Origin of the sequence: Ligilactobacillus acidipiscis DSM 15836, assembly GCF_001435755.1 — a bacterium.
Lineage (GTDB): Bacteria > Bacillota > Bacilli > Lactobacillales > Lactobacillaceae > Ligilactobacillus > Ligilactobacillus acidipiscis.
Genome location: NZ_AZFI01000028.1, coordinates 1 through 18016, shown reverse-complemented (window position 1 = coordinate 18016; position 18016 = coordinate 1). Strand labels below are relative to the sequence as shown.

The 18016-nt window shown below is 41.3% G+C and carries 15 protein-coding genes; 7 read left to right on the top strand and 8 right to left on the bottom strand.

Features of this window, described 5'->3' with window-relative positions:
• Positions 1–193 precede the first annotated feature (193 nt).
• From FC65_RS03725 to FC65_RS03710, 3 genes are all read right to left on the bottom strand, one after another.
• On the bottom strand, positions 194–1327 hold the full coding sequence (locus FC65_RS03725) for a 5-methyltetrahydropteroyltriglutamate--homocysteine S-methyltransferase (protein WP_056971603.1): 1134 nt from the start codon (positions 1325–1327) through the stop codon (positions 194–196).
• Between the two features lie 731 nt (positions 1328–2058).
• The gene (locus tag FC65_RS03715; protein ID WP_056971601.1) at positions 2059–3327 is read right to left on the bottom strand and encodes a methionine gamma-lyase family protein; all 1269 of its coding nucleotides are present in this window, start codon (positions 3325–3327) and stop codon (positions 2059–2061) included.
• A 417-nt stretch (positions 3328–3744) separates the two neighbouring features.
• Entirely contained in the window at positions 3745–4143 is a 399-nt protein-coding gene (locus FC65_RS03710) for a flavodoxin family protein (RefSeq protein WP_010497581.1), read from the bottom strand.
• 287 nt (positions 4144–4430) lie between these two features.
• Here FC65_RS03710 and thiD point away from each other — a divergent pair, with 287 nt between their 5' ends.
• Both thiD and FC65_RS03700 read left to right on the top strand, forming a co-directional pair.
• On the top strand, positions 4431–5240 hold the full coding sequence (gene thiD / locus FC65_RS03705; protein WP_056971600.1) for a bifunctional hydroxymethylpyrimidine kinase/phosphomethylpyrimidine kinase: 810 nt from the start codon (positions 4431–4433) through the stop codon (positions 5238–5240).
• 228 nt (positions 5241–5468) lie between these two features.
• Positions 5469–7538 carry a peptidoglycan D,D-transpeptidase FtsI family protein gene (locus tag FC65_RS03700; RefSeq protein WP_056971599.1) on the top strand — a complete coding sequence of 690 codons (2070 nt, stop codon included), beginning with the start codon at positions 5469–5471 and terminating at the stop codon, positions 7536–7538.
• 414 nt (positions 7539–7952) lie between these two features.
• Here the strand turns inward: FC65_RS03700 and FC65_RS03695 are convergent, their stop codons facing one another.
• From FC65_RS03695 to FC65_RS03685, 3 genes are read right to left on the bottom strand one after another with little or no spacing between them, the layout of a single operon-like run.
• Complete coding sequence (locus FC65_RS03695) at positions 7953–8672, bottom strand: aspartate/glutamate racemase family protein (protein WP_056971598.1); 720 nt, start codon at positions 8670–8672, stop codon at positions 7953–7955.
• 5 nt (positions 8673–8677) lie between these two features.
• On the bottom strand, positions 8678–9937 hold the full coding sequence (locus FC65_RS03690; protein WP_010497595.1) for a carboxylate--amine ligase: 1260 nt from the start codon (positions 9935–9937) through the stop codon (positions 8678–8680).
• Positions 9938–9940: 3 nt separating this feature from the next.
• Complete coding sequence (locus FC65_RS03685) at positions 9941–11479, bottom strand: UDP-N-acetylmuramoyl-L-alanyl-D-glutamate--2,6-diaminopimelate ligase (RefSeq protein WP_056971597.1); 1539 nt, start codon at positions 11477–11479, stop codon at positions 9941–9943.
• A 322-nt stretch (positions 11480–11801) separates the two neighbouring features.
• On the opposite strand from FC65_RS03685, the gene FC65_RS03680 reads away from it, so the two are divergent.
• Together FC65_RS03680 and FC65_RS03675 are read left to right on the top strand one after the other, a co-directional pair.
• Entirely contained in the window at positions 11802–12704 is a 903-nt protein-coding gene (locus FC65_RS03680) for a diacylglycerol/lipid kinase family protein (RefSeq protein WP_056971596.1), read from the top strand.
• A 148-nt stretch (positions 12705–12852) separates the two neighbouring features.
• A complete protein-coding gene (locus FC65_RS03675; RefSeq protein ID WP_056971595.1) occupies positions 12853–13296 on the top strand; it encodes a universal stress protein in 444 nt (147 codons plus the stop codon).
• Positions 13297–13400: 104 nt separating this feature from the next.
• On the opposite strand, the gene FC65_RS03670 is transcribed toward FC65_RS03675, so the two are convergent.
• Entirely contained in the window at positions 13401–13679 is a 279-nt protein-coding gene (locus FC65_RS03670) for a hypothetical protein (RefSeq protein WP_056971594.1), read from the bottom strand.
• A gap of 231 nt (positions 13680–13910) precedes the next feature.
• Positions 13911–14852, bottom strand: a complete 942-nt coding sequence (locus FC65_RS03665) for an aldo/keto reductase (RefSeq protein WP_056971593.1) — start codon at positions 14850–14852, stop codon at positions 13911–13913.
• Positions 14853–15550: 698 nt separating this feature from the next.
• Between FC65_RS03665 and trpX the strand changes: the two genes are divergently transcribed.
• The 3 genes from trpX to FC65_RS03650 all read left to right on the top strand — a co-directional run.
• On the top strand, positions 15551–16555 hold the full coding sequence (gene trpX / locus FC65_RS03660; RefSeq protein ID WP_056971592.1) for a tryptophan ABC transporter substrate-binding protein: 1005 nt from the start codon (positions 15551–15553) through the stop codon (positions 16553–16555).
• Complete coding sequence (locus FC65_RS03655) at positions 16552–17457, top strand: ABC transporter permease (protein WP_056971591.1); 906 nt, start codon at positions 16552–16554, stop codon at positions 17455–17457. Before trpX ends, FC65_RS03655 begins: the two co-directional genes overlap by 4 nt.
• Positions 17444–18016: ABC transporter ATP-binding protein (locus tag FC65_RS03650; protein WP_056971590.1), on the top strand; the 573-nt coding region annotated here is incomplete at its 3' end. The genes FC65_RS03655 and FC65_RS03650, both read left to right, overlap by 14 nt.

Genomic DNA, 18016 nt, shown 5'->3' with positions numbered 1-18016 from the left:
CTTGTAACACTTACTTCGCCATAGTTTGCGTCGCATTTCCACTTGTAACGCTTACTTTCACCAACTTTGCTTCGCATTAGGTCAAGCTACAAAAATATACTAACTAACTCAGTCTTACTTTACACAAAAAGAGGCCCGTAGCTCAATTCCACGGCCACCTTATTTTGCAACTTCTCTACAAGTCACGATATATTTATTCTCCCCAAACTTCTTGGGCAGTTTCAATAACTAACCGAATCTTAGCCCATTCTTGTTGTTCCGTTAACTTATTTCCTTCCTCAGTGGAAGCAAAACCACATTGCGTACTGAGTGATAAATTTTCCAGCAGTACAAATTCTGCTGCTTCCTTGATCCGTTCGGCCAACGTTTGCTTGGATTCCAATTCTGGTTTCTTGCTGGTAACCAGACCAAGGACCACCTGTTTACCATCCGGAACCTCAGCTAACGGTGCAAAATCACCTGAACGATCGTCATCAAATTCCAAGTAGAAAGCATCTACTTTTTCTTGCGCTAGCAAATGACTGGCAACTGGAACATAGCCGCCCTTTGCTGCCCAAGTCGAATGATAATTTCCGCGACAAACGTGAGTGCTGACTCGTAAATCTTCGGGCAAGTCTCTTAAGGCAGTATTATTTAATTTCAAATATATATCCTGCAGCTCATTTAGATCATATTCTCCATTCGTCTGATGCTCCCAAAAGTCGTGATCCACGACCATGCCCCAGGTACAGTCATCAATTTTTACATCACGACAGCCTTCGTCATATAGTGCCAAGATCAAATCATGATAAGCTTGACCAATATCTGAGATCAGTTCATCTTGATCAGGGTAGAATTTATTAACTGCGGCAACATTTTCTTCCCCACGTAATAATTCTGAATAAAACTGAGCTGGTGCTGGGATACTTTGACGTGCCGTAATCCCGTCGTGGTCTGCAACTAAATCATGCAAAAACTGGAAAGCTTTCAAGTCATGATGTTCAGGATCAAAGGAGATTTTCCCGATAACTTGAGCCGAATCAGCGCGCGTTTCTTCATCGTGGAAGAAATAACCGTGCTCTGGTTGGGTGTGTTTGATACCGGCAAAGCCCCAGAAAGTATCCAAATGCCAATAACTGCGCCGAAATTCTCCGTCAGTCACGATTTTTAACCCTGCATCGATCTCCTTAGCGACTAAATCCCGGATCGCATCATCTTCCACTGCTGTTAATTCGCTGTGATCGATCTTACCTGCAGCAAAATCTTCACGTGATCGTTTTAATTCGCTTGGACGTAAAAAACTTCCGACAATATCATAATGTAACTTTGTTGCTGTTTGCTTCGTCATCTAAATCTCTCCCTTTCCAAATGTACAGACACAAAAAACGCCCCCAGAAAATAACTTGCGCTATCTTCTAGGGGCGTGTCATTTACAGTTTAAACTTCACGCGGTACCACCCACTTGCAACATTATTCTCACAAATAATGTCCTTATCAGGTACACAAAAATTGCTATACCCTACCGCGCTAACAGGCGGACCCGCGAACGACTTGCCAATAAGCTCATCGTTCGTTTGCATTCCAAGACCATCTTCACCACGATCCTCTTGTCGCTTCACAGCTACCGCGACTCTCTGTAAAGATTCTCATCAGTTACTCATCTTTTCTTAGCAAACATTCATTAAATTGTTAGTATCTTAATATAAAAGTTGGAACTTGTCAAGGACCTAATAAAATATTTTTTTAAAACCTGCCCATTTGCGAGAAATAATGTACATAACTTATCCCTGCATTGGTGTTTGCAGCTTGCATCTTTTTTTCGGTACTACTTTGTTTAAATTCTCTTGGCAACTTGATTTGCTGGTTTTTCTAAGAGCATTCACCCTCACTTACCGCAGTTATTTTCCGTTTCATTTGGCAGCATTACTTTTTCTTTCTTGCAAACTACTCTCAAATCAATTTTTGTGCACAAAAATGCCCAGCAAGTTTCATCTACTTAAAAGTAACTTACTGAGTATTAAAACATAGTCACACAAGTCAGCCGTATTCATTTTATTGGCTGCTCTTTCATATGTCACATTAATCTTGATAGAAGGTATCTCTAACAGCATTAGCGATCGCAATCTTAACATGTTGGAAGGATAATCCGCCCTGAATATAGAGCGTAAATGGATCACGCAACGGTCCATCAGAAGAAAGCTCGATCGTGGAACCCTCCGTGAAACTGCCGGAAGCCATGATGACCTTATCTTCATAGCCGTCCTGATAGCTTGGCTCTGGGTCAACGAAAGCGTTCATCGGCGAATAGTGCTGGATAGCAGCACAGAACTGAACCATTGGCTCTGGTTTGCCAAACGTCACAGTCTGGACAATGTCAGTCCGGGGGGCATTCCACTTCGGTGCCGTATCCATACCCATTTTTTCTAACAAAGCTGCTGTGAAGATCATGCCCTTTAAAGCCTCGCCTGTTGTGTGCGGAGCCATAAAGAAACCTTCGTAAAAGTCACGCAAATAGCCGTATGTTGCACCTTCGGACTTACCAACACCTGGTACGATCAACTGTGCAGCACAATCTAGGATCAGTTTTTCGCGGCCAACAATATAAGCACCCGTTTTGGCGATACCGGCACCGGCGTTCTTGTACAAAGAGCCTGCCATGAGGTCGGCACCAAAGAAAGTTGCTTCCTCAGTCTCCGTGAATTCTCCGTAACAATTATCAATAAAGACCACGGCTTGCGGTGCCAAACGTTTGGCAGTTTCCACCATTTTTTTGACCTTTTCTAAGGTGAAACTGTCACGGTTTGAATATCCCAAGGAACGCTGGATCGTAACAACCTTGATCGTTGGATCACCAGTTAGATCCTTTTCAACTTTTTCATAGTCAACTTCGCCATTAGGCAATAAGTCTGTACATTTGAAATTGATCCCGCGTTTTTTCATTGAACCCGGGTTATCACCAGCCAAACCGATCACTTCTTGGATCGTGTCATAAGGCATACCTGTCATATAGTATAAAGTGTCCCCATAATAAAGCTGGGAAAACAAAGCCGTCGTGATCGCATGAGTTCCTGAAGTTAATTGCGGGCGAACCAACGCATCTTCAGTCTTGAAATAACCAGCATAAATTTTTTCTAACTTATCACGACCGATATCATCATAACCATAACCCGTTGAGCCTACCAAGTCTTCTTCAGCAACATGGTTTTCGGCAAATAAGTTCAACACCCGTTGCTGATTATACAAAGTTTGTTCATCTATCTGCTGTAAACGTGGTGCGATCTGTTCATCAACTTCTGCGATCTTCTGTTTGAGATCTTGTGGTAAATTTTCCTGCCACTTATGTTCCATTAGTTTTTTCCCCTTTTTTCAAACGATTTTAGCTGTTCTGTCAGCCATAAATCGAAATTGTCCTCTTTTAAATTGTAGCTGTTTTCTGATAACCATTCAACTGACTAAATATCTTTGCTTTTTAGCTAAAACTTCTTCCATGTATCAATACACTTTGTCTTTTTAACTAACACAATATTTCTATTGGTTCACGATCTTTTTCCCAAACTTCTGAAATTACCACCGGATCTTGTCAGTGTCACTATTTTTACAAACCTAAGTCAATCTTAAAAATTACCCAACGAAACACTGTCAATACTTTATTGTACTGACAAAAGCCCGCAATTTCTGCTAAAAAAATAAGCACCAAGGTATTATTGATTTCTACCAAGTTGCTTATTTTCTACTAACATCTTCACCGAAACATTAACTGTTTTATTATTTTGTTGCTTCAACAAAGTCCGTTAATTCTTGGATCTGTTTATCGTTTAAATCAGCTTTGATCTTAGGCGCAAAACCATGCAAGAATAATGATCCATCACCAATTTTTACACCACTTTTACTGAGTGCCTTAGTGAACTCGGTTTTGATCGAAAAAGCACCACCAGATGTACCAAACATAAATACTTCACTAACTTGACTTGGATCGATCTTCTCCGCATATTTTCTCAGATCAGAGTACATTTTCCCGTGGACAGCACCGCCTAAGTATAATTTATCGACCTGATCTGGAAGTGGTTCTTCGATCGAAGCAGCTTCCACGCCCAATTTTTCAGCGATCATTTTTGCAACTTTCTTTGTGTTACCAGATTTTGAACAATATCTTACAGCTATCATGTACATTTCCCCCTCTAGCAATTATGAAGCGTTTTTATTTACAAAGTAATTATACTATCCACTTAATAATTAAATCAAATATTAACTTGGAAAAATTAAAAAGTAAGCAAACATCAAGTTTTTAACAAACGCGCAAACTTACTCGGACCTTCTTTGATCAAATTTGTTCAATATTCTTTTAGTTTTGGAAGTTATTATGCTATTCTTGATTCAATAATCTATAATATAGTCAGAATGTCAGGATAATTTCTGCACACTATGACAAATTAAAAAGAAGGAATTTAAATATGGTCAATCAATTTCCACAAGTTTTGACGATTGCAGGATCCGATTGTGATGGCAGCGCGGGACTGCAAGCTGATATGAACACTTTCCAGAGATGTGGCGTTTATGGTATGAGTGTCTTGACCGCTGCCGTTGCAGGCAACTCATATGGAATCTTTGCCAGCCAACCAATGCCAACAGAATTCATTGATAAACAATTTGCAGTCTTGACTGAGGATTTTCAAATCAATGCCTGCAAGACCGGAATGCTAACTGATACTAGAACTATTGAAACTGTTGCTAAAAATTATCAAAAACATGATCTAGGACCGCTCGTGTTGGATCCAGTGATCATTACCAAACATGGGGACATGTTACTTGAAGAAGATGCATTTGAAACTCTCAAGGAAAAGCTGATCCCACAAGCAACTGTGTTAACGCCAAATTATTACGAGGCCGTCAAATTAACCGGTATTCAGATCGAATCAACAACTGACGCACTAAAAGCAGCACAGATCTTACAAGAAATGGGTGCTAAAAATGTGATGGTCAAGGGTAAGCACAACGATAAACAGCAAACTAAAGTAACTGATCTTGTTTTATTAGAAGACAAAACGTCCTTTACTTTAAGCGAACCGTTTATCAATACCACACACATTAATGGGACCGGCGACCTGTTATCGGCTTGCATAGCCGCCGAGATCGCCAAGAAAACAAGTATCGCGGATGCAATTAAGCAAGCCAAAAAGTTTGTCACTGCAGCGATCGCAGATCAACTGGATGTCGGCCACAAGTATGGTCCAGTCAATCATTTGGTAAAATATTCTTTTTAAGAGTGTCAACGTAGCATGAACTTCCCATAGTTCACGCTATTTTTATATCTTTTACAAGGGACAGGACTACTTGTAAAATGCTATAATGGTTCAGTATCATTATAGTAAAAGTTGTTTTTTTCTTATTATATAGTTGAAAGTATTGCGTGAGTGACTCATTGGCTATATAAATGTTTCAAGAGCAATTATTCTGCTTTTGTATTATTACATGACATGGGAGTACTTATTTTGAAATTCTTTAAACCATCAAATTCAAATGACGATTCACCAAAAGTAAATAAATCACGAATACCAATTCGGTTAAATGTCTTGTTTTTTATCGCTTTTCTGCTGTTTGCCATGCTGATTGGCCGGTTAGTTCAACTGCAGATCATCCAAGGCGAACACTTTCAAAGTGAGATCAACAGCGGCAATATAAAAACTGAAACCCGAAACGTTCAACGAGGTATGATCTATGATTCGGCCGGCAAACCGTTAGTCGCAAATAATTCCGCTCGTGCGATCAGCTATTCCAAACCACTCAATGTCTATCCAAAAACAATGTACTCAGTGGCTAATGACCTGGTAAAATACGTTAACTTGGAAGATGAGCCGGTCACGAAAACGATGCGTGTCAATTATTATTTAGCACAGCATGAAGACGACGTTAAAAAGAAGATCCCCAACGTCAATTCGATCACAGATGATAAAAAGCTGGCACGTTTGGAAGACGCTTATGTCAGAAAGCACAACTTAGCTGACAACTTGTCAAAAAAACAAAAGAAAGCCGCCGTTATTTACAATAAGATGAATAATGCTTATTCATTATCGACGATCTATCTTAAAACCGCTGGCGTTACTGACCAAGAAATGGCTCGGATTGGCGAACATCAATCTGATCTGCCGGGCATTAAGATCACGACCGACTGGACCAGAAGTTATCCAAATGGTAACTCGATCAAAAATGTTGCCGGTACAGTTACTTCGCAAAAACAAGGATTGCCAAGTGAAAGAGTCAATGAATTGCTTGCTGAAGGGTATTCACGGGACGATAACGTTGGTTCTAGTTACATCGAATCACAATACGAAAACGTCTTAAAAGGTACCAAACAAGCAATCAACGTTGAAACACAGAACGGCAAGATCTTGAAGAAGACTAAACAATACGGTGGTAAAGCCGGGGACAATGTCCAATTAACGATTAATTCTAAGTTCCAAAATGATGTCCAAGATATTATTGAAAATGCCGTCAAATCCGGCTCAGCTAACCAAAACCCATTGATGACCGGCGGATACGCAGTAGTCATGAACCCTAACACCGGCGGAATTTACGCCTTAGCGGGGGTCGACCGGGATAATAAGACCGGCAAACTGACAACCAACTCTCTCGGGCCGCTCAATCAAACAATGGTCATGGGTTCTGTCGTCAAGGGCGCGCAGGTTATGGGTGCTTTAAACAAGGGAGTCATTACACCTACCAATAATACTTTGACTGATAAACCGATCAAGTTAGCCGGCACAGCGACGATCTCTTCGATCTTTAACAAGTCGGGGAACAACAATATGACTTTGTCAGCCGCAGATGCGTTGGAAGTTTCTTCTAACTCTTATATGATGCAGTTGACGATGAAAGAAGCAGGTTTCCACTATACACCCGGTGCAGCTTTGCATATGCCGGTTTCGATCTTCGATACCTTACGGGGGAACTTCAATCAGTATGGTTTAGGTGTCAAAACAGGAGTAGATATTCCTGGCGAAGCCCCTGGATTCAAGGGTGGCTCTTCCTATGCTGATATCGGAAAGGCGTTGAACTTATCATTTGGTAACTACGATGCCTATACTACGATCCAAGTGGCGCAATACATGTCAACGATCGCAAACGGCGGCTATCGGATGCAGCCTCACGTGTTGCAATCGATCCGAAGCAAGGGTAAAAATGGTAAGCTCGGAGCAGTCAATTATGAGTTCCAGCCTAAAGTTTTGAACGTTGTCAATGGAACAAAAGCCCAATGGGATGTTGTTCATAAGGGATTATGGCAGGTAGTCCACGGTAATAACCAATGGCGTACCGGTCGACGATTGGAAGACTTAGAGCCTTCGGTTTCCGCCAAGTCTGGTACTGCTGAAACTGTCACGAATGGCATTTCAACTACGACCTTAAGTGCGGCCAGTTATGCGCCATCGGACAATCCACAAGTTGTGATCGCAGTGGCCTATCCAGGCTCAGGTTCTACTAACGAAACATTCAACATGGAATCTGTAAAGTCGATCTATCAAGCTTTCTGGAAGGACGTTGAATCAAGCGATGGCCTTAAATAAATAGCAAATACCGATCCTTCAGAGTTGGAGGACCGGTATTTTTATCTGGAAATTTAAATATCTTGTTGCCGTAACGTCTTTCATAATTTGACCATTGGAAAATTTTGAAAAGGAACGGATTATTGCTGTTATTCCTTTGCTGTACTTTGCGTCACATTTTTACTTGTAACGCTTACTTCGCCAGACTTTGCGTCACATTCCCGCTTGTAACTCTTACTTCGCCAAACTTTGCATCACATTCTCACTTGTGGCACTTAATTCACCATAGTTTGCGTCACATTCTCACTTGTAACTCTTACTTTGTCAAAGTTTGCGTCACATTTGCCAAAATTACTTGGATAATCACAATGATCCTATCAAAAAACGACTGCACTCCATCATCAAATGAGGAACAGCCGTCCTAAAAATCACTATTTACTTTTTTACACCAGAACGTGACTTTAGTGCCAGCTCGATCGTCTTGTCAACCAGGATCGACTGAGAATCTGTCACAGGGTGCATGGTATAGGGCTCACGTTCTTGGGCAAGAGACAATTCAGTACAGCCCAAAACTACTGTATCACAGCCCTTTTCTACAAACATTTGTCGTAAAATCTCGTGATACAAGGTACGATCAACATGATTTTTCTCTTTAACATTACCATAGATGAGCTCTGTGGTCTGTTGCTGGATCTTATCATCCGGCAGCACAAGCTCATAACCTGCGGACTGGATCTCATCATCATAAATATGATCCGCACGTGTACCTTCGGTGGAGATCAACCCCACACGTTTGGCAGTGGGAAGCTTCTTACTGATCCACTTCACAGCTTCTCGCGGCATATGCAAAATCGGAATATCTGTGACTTTCGTTAATTCATCGTAAAAATAATGAGCAGTGTTACATGGCAAAGTGAAAAAGTCTGGTTTTAAAGCCGCTTGATGTTTGAAGTCTTCTAACAACGGTGTCAATGGACTTGGCTTGGTGTGGTCCAAAATATAGTCTGTCCTATCCGGAACCGTTGCATGGTTAACCAAAATATAATTTAAATAATCCTGATCACTATTAGCCGGTGTGCGTTCATTGAGTTGATGGATATATGTTTCAGTGGCAGACGTTCCCATCCCGCCAATGATCGTAAAGAAATGTTCCATCTGGATCACCCCTTATTTTGTTTGAAATACTGATCAAAGTTCTTCACATAATTATGATTCATCCACTTGATCAAAGCCCAACGTTTAAGATTCATATCCTCAGAATATTCATAAGTAGTTCCGACACGCTTGTCTTTGATCAACTGGAGTGCAGCTTGCTTATTTGGATTGTTGCGGGCATATTTTTTGAAAGTTTTAACTGGTACTCCCAACCATAAATGGTGCTTAGTGGTATCGTCATTACCATAGACAACTGGTTTATCAGCTAATTTTTTAGTCACGTAATCCTGCACTACATAGTCGGCCAAATTATAACCGTTTAAAGTTACAAAGAAACTGCTGCGGCCTTGCCGTAAGTTGATCTCAAAAAGCTTGAACTTCTGGTCACGAACATCATATTTCATATCAAAGTTAGCGTAACCCGTGAATTTCACAGCTTCTAAGAAGGTTTGGATCGTATGATAGATCTCTTCGTTGTATTCCGGCAAAATTGCGACGTAATTACCAATAGCTGCAGGAGCAGGATCTTCCAACAGCGGATGTCCTAAACACATCATCTTAACCTGATGATTTTGGTCAACGTAAGCATTCAAAACACGCATATTGCTGTCATCGCCGGGAATAAAGTCCTGTAAAATAAAGTCGGACTGATAACCGTTCTCATAAGACAAGCGTAAGATTTGGTCGAATTCTTCTCGGCTTTGGATCCGAAACGCCTTCTTGCGTCCTTCGAAATGTACATCCAGCCACTCCACACTGTTAGCAGCCTTTAAAGCAACTGGATATTCAAACGGCTGCGGCACATTTGTTGGATCTTTTTCCCATTCTGCTTTCGTGATGGTCTTGGTCTTCGGATAAGGAAGGTCATATTTTTCACAAATCTCGTAGAAACGTTCCTTATTGTTTAAAGTCTTCAAAAGTTTGTAATCAATGTATGGACAAACAAAAACATCCGCTAGTTCATCTTTATGTTGTGAGATCAACTCTGCATAACCATCCCCACAACCAATCAAAATAACCGGTTCTTCATGGTCTTGGTACTGGTCTTTTAGCTTTTTCATGGTCTCGATCCAAACGGGATCTTTATCAAAACCGGCAACGATCGTGAGGTCAACGATCTTCGTAAAGCGTGTCGGTGCTAATTGTGCGGCTGCATATGCTTTAACTGGACGATGATATTTTTGATAAAACGACCGTGCCATCCCATAGACATTAAAGTCGCTCCCTAATAAGACTGGTGTAAACTCAACTTTTTCATTTGTCATGATTTATCTCTCCTTGATCAAATCTTCCGCTATCTTGACATCAGTTTCATACGGCACATTTTTCCCGTTCAACTTCTGCGTGGCATCGCGTCCTTTTCCTGCCAAAACTACGATCTCACCAGGTTTACTAAGCATAATGGCCTGTTTAACAGCCGTTTTTCTATCCAAAACGATCTGAACTTCAACCTGATCGTGATCGATATGCTGGTCGATCTCTTGTGCGATCTGCAGTGGATCTTCAGTCGCCGGATCATCAGAAGTCAATATAGCCACGTCAGCTTCTTCACTAATTGCCTGACCCAAACCACTTCGTCTTGAAATACCTTTATCGCCAGTACTTCCTGTCAAAACGATCAACCGCTCATCTGGGATCTGTTGACGTAAGAAGCTCAGCAGTGACTTTAAACTAGCATAGTTATGCGCATAATCAATATAAACTGTCCCATGGTCTTTAGTTTGGAAAACCTCCATGCGACCTGGAACACGGACCTCTGGCAAATGCTGTCTGATCTCAGTCGCAGACACGCCTGTCATTGCAGCGGACACAATGGCGGCAATGGCATTTTCTTGATTATAATCCCCAGGGATATCCACTTCATATGCACCATCAATAGCTAATTTTCGACCTTTGTCAGAATATGAGGAGATTTCTACCGTACTTTCAGTCAAATCTTGTCTGGTCTCTTTAAATTCAAAATCAACCTGCGTTTGAAATGAGATCAATGAATTTTCCCGTGCGTATAAGTATATATGATCATCCATCAGTGACCCCTTCGCAGCACCGTTGATTTCATCAAAGTGTTGCGACTCGGCATTAATGATCACGTTTTTGGAATTACGCAATAATTGCTCTTTACAGTATAGATAGTCTTCAAAAGTCGGGTGCTCATTTCGTCCAATATGATCTGGTGAAATATTCAAAAAGATCCCTAAATCATATTTCAAACCATAGACCCGGTTTTTCTTGAAAGCCTGCGAAGAGACCTCCATGATCAAATGAGTCATCCCGTTCTTGACTGCTTCAGCCATGTCATGAAACAGATCCAATGATTCCGGTGTCGTTAGGTCTGATTTGAAACGTTGTTCAGGCTTGGGGCCGGTGATCCGGTCGATCGTCGAAAACAAGGCAGCGTGGCCATTAGTATGTGCATCTTGAACGCCGTGCGCAAAATAAGCCGTTGTTGTTTTTCCCTTGGTTCCGGTGATACCAGTAATAAATAGTTGGTTTTGCGGAAAGCCGTAAAACGCAGCACCCAACAAGGACATCGCTTTTTGGACATCTCTGACAATAATGGCTGTCAATCCTTGTCCCTGCACATATTCCCTTTCCGAAACATAGGCAGTTGCCCCTTTTTCTTTAGCTTGATTTAAATAGGCCGGTTCAAAATTTCCTTTGCAAAAAAACAGTGTTTGTGCTGTTGCTTGACGTGAATCATAAGTCACGTGGGTAAATTTTCTAGGTGGTTCTTGTGCAGCTTTTTTTTCAATTAATAAATCATGTTCTGACAAAAGTGTCATAGTTTGAGACATTGTAAGTGCCATTTTTTAAATATCCCCTTTTAAACGTCTAGGCGTTTTTGTTTCGGTTGCGGCTGGATTTTTTCCAGCAATCAAACGATCACACTTCGTCGCCCAACTTATAGTATGATATAAGAAAAATAGTCTGTGAAAAGATGGCGTACTGTCAGCTTTTCCTAGTAACTACAGTTATTGCTATTGTACCATAGAAAAAGATAACTTTCTGAACGAGACAACCGCTAAAGCGTTAAACAATAGGCTTTTTACGTATCTTAAAAATAAATTAAATAATATCGATATAATTTGAATCATAGCTTACTCACATTGGAGAAAGTAGGAGACTCTTATGACAAAAACTTGGGGCATTTTCTATAATAAAAATTCAGGATCTGGTGAAGCAACAAAAAAAGCTGAGCTTTGTCAAAAACGTTTGGCAGAAAAAGACAGTAAAGTAGTCTTGATAACAGGGGATTCACTGGATGAGTCACAAAGACATTTAGCAAACAGTTTACCTGACCTTGATTCATTGATCGTGATTGGCGGAGATGGAACGTTAAATGCAGCATTCAGCGTCATCGTAAAAAACAACCATCCCTTGCCAGTTGGTATCATCCCTGCTGGAACAGTCAACAATTTCGCTAAAAGATATCATATTCCGCAAGACACAGAAAACGCGATTGCAAATATCATCGTACCAGCACGACTCCGCATGGTCGGACTAGGTAAATGCGGCATGGATAAAGCAGTAGTCAGTTCCTTGACATTTGGTAACCTGGCAACACTATCTAATGAAGTCCGCCAAAGAGACAAACAAAAATTTGGTCTAGGTGTCTATTTAGTCAAGGCCATCCAGCAGATCGGTAAAAACAAATCTTATCTGATCAAGTATCAAATTGGAGACCATCAGGTCGAAACTCTGCGCACATGGTTCACCTTGATCACAACTTCTCGTTTAGTTGGCGGCTTTGCTTATGACACTGGAGCAAAAGAAAAAATGCACGTTTTAGTATTACACAATATCCATCTCCAACAGGTGGGAGAGTATATCTATTTTGCGGTGACAGGAAAGTTGCGTAGAGCGAAAAACATCACCACGTATACTACGCAAAAGCTGACCGTAACACCGCAAGATGGTAAAAAAGTTGTGTCACGGATCGATGGTGATGAAGGACCCGAACTACCCTTAACAATCACATTTTTGCCAGAATACCTACCGCTAATGGTGCCCCCTCAGTCTAATAAAAGATAAGGTATTTTACTATCTAAACTTAAATAAAATCGTTACAATATGAGTGAAAGGTCACATAAATGACCTTGAGTTCAAGTAAAGTGCCAGATTTCATTTTATATTTTTGGGTGCTTTACCTCATACTTTTATTTTGGAAAGGATGATCTTTATGTATCGTAATATTTTGGTTCCCATGGATGGCAGTTCTAACTCCAAACGTGCCTTGGAAGAAGCAATCAACTTATCTGAGAAATTTGGTTCAAAGATCTCTATTTTGTCCGTTGTTAACGAAAGCAACATGATTTTTACGACAGGATCTCCAGATATGATTTTAACTGGACTCAAAAGTAATGCTGAAGATATTGCAGAAAAGGGCAGAAAACAAGCCGCTGATCGTGGTGTCGCTGTAGAAGTTTTTGTTCAGCGCGGGATCCCTAAGCAAGTCATTGCTGACGAATTTCCTTCAGAACACCATATTGATCTGATCGTGATCGGTAAATCCGGGGCAGATGCATTTGACAGATTATTGCTTGGATCAACGACTAGTTATGTCGTTCGTAAGAGTAAAGCAAAGATCCTGGTTGTTAATGATGAAGAAAGTGAAGATAAGTAAGCTTCGTTCGTAAACCAGCCCAGTAGTTTAGGACAGCTCATATTTCAAATAAAAGCGGTGAAACATCGTAAAATCAATGTTTCACCGCTTTTATCATGTTCGTTTTAAGCTTCTGCATATAAATTATCTTCTAAAAATTCAGTGACTTCTACGCCTGCTTCGAATAAAATATACTCAACTTGTCCATCGTAAAAGGCGATCCGTTTGGCACCCATAAACTGATCACTCGTCAAACCTTTAATATTGCTTAAATCTACTTCCCATTTAAGCGGCGGTCTAACTCCCTGTGTGACACTGATTTTCATTTTGCCATCTTGAAATTGGATATTTAAAAATCCAAAATAAGAATTACTGCCATCAATGATCTGTGCATATGTGTTCATAGCTTTCTCTCCCTTCGCTATTGACCCAGTTTTTTTACGAAAGAAATATATTTTCCTTTCTTTCGTAAATATAGTAACATCTTCAATTTTAAAACACAAACAAAAACGCTTTTTGGTCTAACTAACGACTCTCGCCAAAAATTGCAGTGACTGCTAGATGAATATAAATTGGTATGCACCAAAAAAGTCACCTCCGCCTGGAAGTGACCACTTTTCTTTAACTACTTAATTTTAAGGTAAATCATTACCGGCTGCCAAGTAAACGTCATACCATTCTTGGTTTGTCAAATGAATATCAGCACCAGCAGCAGTGTCTTTCAAATGTTCTGGATTCATCGTTCCGGCAATTACTTGGAACTGAGCTGGGTGCCGCAAGATCCAGGCTGCCCCGATCGCATTTTTAGAAACACCATATTTATCAGCTATTTTTTGCAAGGCTGGATTGACTTCTGGGAAATCAGGATTATTGATAAAGGTCCCTTCGATCTGCCCATACTGGAATGGTGACCATGCTTGGATCGTCATATTATGCAACTGGGAGTACTCCAAGATGCCACCATCATGGTCAATACTTCTTGCATCAGTCATGTTTGTATGCAGGTCGAAATCAATTGGGCCAGTATGCATCACACTGAACTGTAACTGATTGATCAAAAGCTTTTGGCTAACAGCGGATTGCAATAAAGCAACCTGACCGGAATTCATGTTAGAAACGCCAAAGTGACGCACCTTACCGGAATTTTGCAAATCGTCAAAAGCAGATGCAACTTCTGCTGGATCCATCAACGCATCAGGGCGATGTAATAAGAAACTGTCCAAATTATCAACACCCATCCGTTGCAAGATGCCATCGACAGTTGCTAACAGATGTTTCTTAGAAAAGTCATACCGTGTTGTTTCAAAACCCTTATCCGGGTCATTGAAAATACCGCCCTTTGATTGAATACAGAAATCATCGGCACTTAAAGACGACTTCTTCAAAGCTGCGCCAAAGACTTCTTCGGCTTTACCGTTGCCATAAATGTCTGCAGAATCGATAAAGTTGATCCCCAGGTCTTTAGCTGTTTCCAAAACTTTAACAGCATCGTCAACGCTCAAAGCGTCCATCCGCATGATACCTAATATGATCTCTGAGCCTGCAAAACCTGTTCCACCGATTTTTACATCTTTCATCCTATGAGATCCTCCTCTTTTTTTCAAATCATGAGAAAAGTATTTTTTGAAAACACAGATCCCAATAATTTCAACTATAATGCTAGTATAAAGCTTTTGCACAAAATAATACAAACAACTTACAAAGCAAGAGAAAAATTTGCTATCTCTGCTAATTGTAATAGTTTTTTTCTGCGATCTGCTCCATGGTAGAGAGAGTTTCTCCAATTGGTCCGCAACCGAATAAAACTTTAAATAATTTTTCGCTATTTTAGATCTGTAAGTCTGAGCAGAAGCTAACTGAACTATGGTTTGACAAATGTGCGTCCAATTATCCAACTAACTCCTAGCCATCAGCTCCGCAAAACCGGGGACTGCAACCACACAGACAATTTATTATTTTGCCCCTTGACATCCGCACAGCCTTTTTCTATACTTAAATCAATTAATTAACGGAAAGGACGAAGAAGAATGCAAAAGTCAGTTACTAATGTTTTGAATATGGCTTGGCAAAGCCGGCACGCAAGGTCGTAACGCCTCTGACGGATACGATCTGGCAAACAGTTTGTATCCGTGCCGACTGCTTTTTCGTTTGTCAAAGTCTGCATGGTCTAACATGGCAGGCTTTGGCGTGATCACCTTTTAAGGGTAAACCAGAGTGTGCTGGTTTGCCCTTATTTTTTTGTCAACTTTTAACAATTTGGATCGGAGTGAAAAATATGAAAAGAATTATTGCATTTATTGGTGCCATTGTCGCTTTTTTAGCGGTTGCTCTCTTCACTCAACCCGCACAAAACGACAGCACCAAATTAGCGCAGCAAAAAAACATCAAGATCGGGATCTTGCAACTTGTTAGTCACCCTGCCCTTGATCAAATTCACGCCGGGATCATCACCGGATTAAAAGATGAAGGTTTCAAGGAAAAGAAAAATATTACTATTGAGTTTCAAAATGCTCAAGGTGATCAAAGTAATCTAAAAACCATGGCCCAACAGATTGCAGATCGCGATGACATTTTGTTTGGGATCGCAACTCCAGCAGCTCAGGCTTTGGTCAACTCAGCCAATAAAACGACCCCGATCATAATGGCTGGTATCAGTGACCCAGCCGGCAGCGGTTTGGTCAAATCTGAAAAACATCCGGGTGCAAACGTTACGGGTTCTTCCGGCGATTCACCTTTAGAAAAACAGCTAAAATTGATTCAAGACATTATGCCGCAAGCCAAAAACATCGGTGTGATCTATACTTCTTCTGATGCAGGCGGTCAAAGTAACGCGAAGAAATTTGTCAAACTAGTCAAGAAAGCTGGTCTGCAACCTAAACTTTATACCATCGCTAATACCAATGACATGCAGCAGATCAGTCAACAAATGGCTGGACAAGTGGACGCGATCTATGCTCCCCAAGATAATGGAGTGGCCTCTTCCATGAAGACTTTAGTCAATAATGCTAACCAAGCCGGAAAACCTGTTTTTCCTGCAGCCGATACAATGGTCAAAGACGGCGGAACTGCCGCTTATGCGATCGACCAACATGACTTGGGACGTTTAGCAGGTCAAATGGCAGGCAGAGTCCTTAAAGGCAAAAAAACCGCAACCTACCCCGTCGGCTTTGTTGTCAAAGGAAAATACGTCCTCAACCAAGATCAGATCGATAAACTACACATTAAAATACCAGCTAAAATCATGCAGCAGGCACAAAAAAATGGGAGGGTGATCAAATGAGTTTAATAACATCTAGTATCGGACAGGGTCTTCTTTGGGCAATTTTAGGGGTCGCCCTTTTCTTGACCTTCCGGATCCTCGATTTTCCTGATATGACTGTGGAAGGCACTTTTCCTTTAGGTGCAGCCGTGACTGTCACCGCCATTACTCATGGCGCTTCACCTTTACTGGCAACTCTTTACGGCTTTTTGGCCGGAGCAGCTGGTGGGCTGATCACTGGGTTGTTATATACTAAAGGCAAGATCCCGATCTTACTCGCTGGGATTTTAGTAATGACTGCCTGCCTGTCCGTCAATTTACGAGTGATGGGCGGCTCTAACGTTTCCTTGATCGGTAAGAAGACCTTTTTTTCAGTAGCCTTCTTTCAAACATTACCCAAGTATTTTGACAGTGTGATCATTGGTGGGCTGACCATTAGCATGATCACCATCCTGGTGGTTGTCTTTCTTGAAACCGAGTTGGGGCAAGCTTTCATAGTGACTGGCGACAACCCCATAATGGCACGCTCCCAGGGGATAAATACCGATAACATGACGATCCTTGGACTCACCCTTTCCAATGGGCTAGTCGGCTTATGCGGTGCTTTGATCTCACAAAGTAATGGTTATGCTGACTCCAACATGGGGATCGGGATCATCGTGGTGGCACTGGCCTCGATCATCATCGGTGAAGTAGTCTTTGGCGAGCTGACCTTGAATCAGCGTTTGGTCGCCGTGACACTTGGCAGTATCATTTACCGGTTCGTTTTGTTGCTGGTCTTACAGCTTGGATTCTCAACCAACGACCTCAATTTGATCTCAGCTATTATTCTCGCCTTGTGCATGATGTTGCCTAATTTAAGAAATTCATTGCACTTAAATGGTATTTTACGAAAGGGGTTAGTTTCTAATGAAAAAGAATAACGACACAGTATTAGAACTTAAAAATGTTTCGACTTTCGTAAACCGCAATGCTCCTAACGAGACCAAAATTTTGAAAAGCCTCAACTTAAAAGTCTATGCTGGAGATTTTATCACGGTTATTGGGTCAAACGGCGCGGGTAAATCCACCTTATTCAACACAATATCGGGTGACCTGCTGCCAGATGAAGGTCAGGTCTTTCACAACGGGAATGACATCAGCCGAGACCCCGTTGAAAAAAGACCTAAATTTTTGAGCCGAGTCTTTCAGGACCCGAAGATGGGGACCGCACCACGAATGACGGTTGCTGAAAACCTGTTGCTAGCTGCCAGACGTGGGCAAAAACGGGGCCTGCGTTTTCGCAACTTACGGGGCAACAAGGACCGTTTTGCTAAATTAGCAGCATCGATGGGCAACGGCTTAACACAACGTTTGGACACACCAACCGAAAATTTGTCAGGGGGACAACGGCAAGCACTCAGTTTCTTGATGGCGACCTTGAATCGTCCTGATATCTTATTGCTGGACGAACATACTGCGGCACTTGATCCTAAGACCAGT

Bases quoted from the DNA above. Each gene is read 5' to 3' on its own strand.
- FC65_RS03665 (WP_056971593.1), bottom strand. From the start codon at position 14,852: ATGAAAGATGTAAAAATCGGTGGAACAGGTTTTGCAGGCTCAGAGATC.
- FC65_RS03675 (WP_056971595.1), top strand. From the start codon at position 12,853: ATGTATCGTAATATTTTGGTTCCCATGGATGGCAGTTCTAACTCCAAA.
- FC65_RS03695 (WP_056971598.1), bottom strand. From the start codon at position 8,672: ATGGAACATTTCTTTACGATCATTGGCGGGATGGGAACGTCTGCCACT.
- thiD (WP_056971600.1), top strand. From the start codon at position 4,431: ATGGTCAATCAATTTCCACAAGTTTTGACGATTGCAGGATCCGATTGT.
- trpX (WP_056971592.1), top strand. From the start codon at position 15,551: ATGAAAAGAATTATTGCATTTATTGGTGCCATTGTCGCTTTTTTAGCG.
- FC65_RS03670 (WP_056971594.1), bottom strand. From the start codon at position 13,679: ATGAACACATATGCACAGATCATTGATGGCAGTAATTCTTATTTTGGA.
- FC65_RS03690 (WP_010497595.1), bottom strand. From the start codon at position 9,937: ATGACAAATGAAAAAGTTGAGTTTACACCAGTCTTATTAGGGAGCGAC.
- FC65_RS03685 (WP_056971597.1), bottom strand. From the start codon at position 11,479: ATGGCACTTACAATGTCTCAAACTATGACACTTTTGTCAGAACATGAT.
- FC65_RS03725 (WP_056971603.1), bottom strand. From the start codon at position 1,327: ATGACGAAGCAAACAGCAACAAAGTTACATTATGATATTGTCGGAAGT.
- FC65_RS03680 (WP_056971596.1), top strand. From the start codon at position 11,802: ATGACAAAAACTTGGGGCATTTTCTATAATAAAAATTCAGGATCTGGT.
- FC65_RS03655 (WP_056971591.1), top strand. From the start codon at position 16,552: ATGAGTTTAATAACATCTAGTATCGGACAGGGTCTTCTTTGGGCAATT.
- FC65_RS03715 (WP_056971601.1), bottom strand. From the start codon at position 3,327: ATGGAACATAAGTGGCAGGAAAATTTACCACAAGATCTCAAACAGAAG.
- FC65_RS03710 (WP_010497581.1), bottom strand. From the start codon at position 4,143: ATGATAGCTGTAAGATATTGTTCAAAATCTGGTAACACAAAGAAAGTT.